The 2,819-nt window shown below is 40.7% G+C and carries 5 protein-coding genes; 3 read left to right on the forward strand and 2 right to left on the reverse strand.

The features are described from left to right. A partial coding sequence (locus LC574_RS06935) for a CTP synthase (protein ID WP_229452320.1) occupies positions 1 to 913 on the forward strand: 913 nt, incomplete at its 5' end. A gap of 203 nt (positions 914 to 1,116) precedes the next feature. Continuing rightward, the gene (locus tag LC574_RS06940) at positions 1,117 to 1,539 is read left to right on the forward strand and encodes a hypothetical protein (protein WP_229452322.1); all 423 of its coding nucleotides are present in this window, start codon (positions 1,117 to 1,119) and stop codon (positions 1,537 to 1,539) included. A 117-nt stretch (positions 1,540 to 1,656) separates the two neighbouring features. Here LC574_RS06940 and LC574_RS06945 read toward each other — a convergent pair whose 3' ends face one another. Both LC574_RS06945 and LC574_RS06950 read right to left on the reverse strand, forming a co-directional pair. Further along, positions 1,657 to 2,280 (reverse strand): type I restriction endonuclease, encoded by a 624-nt coding sequence (locus tag LC574_RS06945; RefSeq protein ID WP_229452324.1) that lies wholly within the window; start codon positions 2,278 to 2,280, stop codon positions 1,657 to 1,659. 22 nt (positions 2,281 to 2,302) lie between these two features. Continuing rightward, positions 2,303 to 2,470 (reverse strand): hypothetical protein, encoded by a 168-nt coding sequence (locus tag LC574_RS06950; RefSeq protein WP_229452325.1) that lies wholly within the window; start codon positions 2,468 to 2,470, stop codon positions 2,303 to 2,305. A 166-nt stretch (positions 2,471 to 2,636) separates the two neighbouring features. Between LC574_RS06950 and LC574_RS06955 the strand changes: the two genes are divergently transcribed. Further along, positions 2,637 to 2,819, forward strand: a 183-nt coding sequence (locus tag LC574_RS06955) for an FG-GAP-like repeat-containing protein (protein WP_229452327.1), incomplete at its 3' end; no start/stop codon positions are given.

The following is a 2,819-nucleotide window of genomic DNA, read 5'->3' on the forward strand; positions in this document are numbered from 1 at the left end:
CAAAAGTATCTATGAAGTACCGCTGAATCTAGAACGAGAAGGAATGGCAGAACAAGTGCTGAACTTGCTGCAAATGGAACAGCGCAAACCAGATTTGACGCAGTGGCAAACCTTGGTACAACGGTTACATAGTCCCAAGCATGAGCTAGAAATTGCTATTGTTGGTAAATATGTGCAGTTAAGTGATGCCTATCTATCTGTAGTGGAAGCGTTAAACCATGCTGCAATTTCCACTTATGGTAAACTGCGCCTGCGTTGGGTGAACTCAGAAGATTTGGAAACTGAACCAGCCGAAACTTATCTTAAAGGTGTCGATGGGGTAGTTGTGCCAGGAGGTTTCGGTGTTCGGGGGGTGGATGGCAAAATTGCCGCGATTAAATACGCCCGCGATCGCCAAATTCCCTTTTTGGGTTTATGCCTGGGTATGCAATGTTCTGTAATTGAATGGGCCCGGCATGTAGGGGGATTAACAGGTGCGAATAGTGCTGAATTTGACCCTCATACATCTGATCCGGTAATTAATTTATTGCCAGGACAGCAGAAAGTAGTCGATTTAGGGGGTACAATGCGCTTAGGGCTATATCCTTGTCGTGTTATTCCTGATACACTAGCTTTCAAGCTTTATCAAGAAGATGTAATTTATGAACGACATCGACATCGATATGAGTTCAACAATGCTTACCGCGATTTGTTATTAAAGTCTGGCTATGCGATTAGTGGTACTTCTCCCGATGGACGCTTAGTTGAAATTGTGGAATTACCCAAGCACCCATTCTTTCTTGCTTGCCAATTTCATCCAGAATTTCAATCGCGCCCTAGTAGCCCTCATCCTTTATTTAAAGGATTTATTCAAGCAGCGATCGCTCTTTCTCTTTCAATTTCAGGTACACCAACACCATTGGAGGTTTCATAACAATTCATAATGACGCTCGTTGCGCTAAAGCGTCTCACGCCACTTGCTCCACTTGGGGAAACCCCAAGACCGCAGTGGCTCCCCTTGGGAGAGGACTCGCTAACGCTGCGCTAACATAATTAATTGCAACATTAACTTAAGGCTACAGTAGATTTGGATATACAGGGTGCATCATTCGTAAATTTCGGACTTGGGGAGATGTTGTGGCGTACTGGGTGAAAATCCTTTACGAAAGGAGAGAATATGTAGTTAATTTTGAACGTGTCCATGCTTTTTGTTATGAACTCAACGGCAGGGTTACTTTTTGGCTACCCGATAGTGCCATTCCGATAGTGATTAATCCGCAAAGTAACTTGGAAGATTATCAAAAGATCCTCTATTATTTAGAATGTGTGATTGGATTGGAATTAGCTCATGCCCACTGGGTAAAAATCCATTACGACAAAAACGAATATGTAATTAATCTCAACTGCATAAGTTCTTTTTGTCATGAACCGAATGGCAGGATAACTTTTTGGTTGCCAGATGGCACTATCCCCATCATAATCAACCCTGTGAGTAATCCTGAATCTTATGAAAAAGTCGTGAAATACGTTAAGAAAGCAACAGGATATTCTTTGTCTTAGTATTAATTAGTAATATAGCGTTTCGTAATAAGCCTGATGTATAGCTTAACCTCACCCCGATAAAGCTGTGCTTTATCTCCCCTCTCCTTACTAAGGAGAGGGGTTGGGGGTGAGGTTTTAATCCCCGATTAATTCTCCCAGGCGCTTCAAGATACTGAGTACTTGCTGTAGTTCTGAATCGCGTTCAAGTGATAGCGCATCAGATCGTGCATACCAAGGATGTTCTTGTTGAATCAATTTGATAAAAACAAATTCCCTACCGTTGATTAGTAAACTAAAAGTCGGTTGTGCAGAAATTGGACAATCAAGCATATAAGCGAGTGCTTGAGGTAAAGCTGTCATCACATCAAATTTACTGCTTTTAGATTCGATGACAAGTACCCAAAAACGTTTTTGGATAACAAGAACATCAATGTTTCCTTTAACGATAAAGCTATCGTCTTCAGCAGAAATCTCAACAGAAGTCTCGGTTTCAATCTCAAAAGGAGATTGATAAAACCCAGCTAAATCGAGTAAAGGAGACAGCACTACCATCTTTACCGTCTCTTCTGACATCAGACGGTGCTTACTCAAGTTTAAGTAGTTGCTTTTCACTCGCGCGATCGCTTGTTTTTCACCATCAGTCAGAGTTGGTATTTCTGTCCACTCTGTAAAGAAGTTGGTGTCTGTGGCAAGTTGCAAACCAAATTTTTCTTCTAATTCGTAAAGACTGATGTCTCTAGCTGGAATTGTTTGAACCATAATTTAAAATCTTGAATATTGTTTAATCTGCAAAAATCGCGATCGCTTTTAAACGAATGCTGTTTACTTCCTGACTTGCGATCGCACAAACTTCTATTTTATCGTCAGTTTCCGAAAGTTTGTGATCTACTAAATGTAAAAGTTTGTAACAGATTGCATAATTCCTAAAACTCAGCCGTAAATTACACATATAGGACTCCTATTTGATTTTTGAAATAGACGCAGGGTGTGTTAATAAAACGTAATGCCCCCTAAATATACTTAGACTTTTTTAAAAATCAAATGGATTGCTATAGCTTTATCTTGCAATATTACTATGTGCAACTTTGGTAGTGTCTTAATCAAGGAAAACAGCTATGACTGACTTTAATGGCGACGGCTTAACCGACTTTATCCGCCAAGAAAAAGGTAGAGTGGTGGATGGAATTCGTGATGTTGAAGTATATCTGTCCAGAGGAAACGGTACCTTTAATCCAGGCATCGCGTTGACGGATGCCTTTGCTGCGAATGGGAACGTTGCTAATCTGATTGCAGGAGAC

Origin of the sequence: Nostoc sp. CHAB 5715, from assembly GCF_020829685.1 — a bacterium.
Taxonomy (GTDB): Bacteria; Cyanobacteriota; Cyanobacteriia; order Cyanobacteriales; family Nostocaceae; genus Nostoc.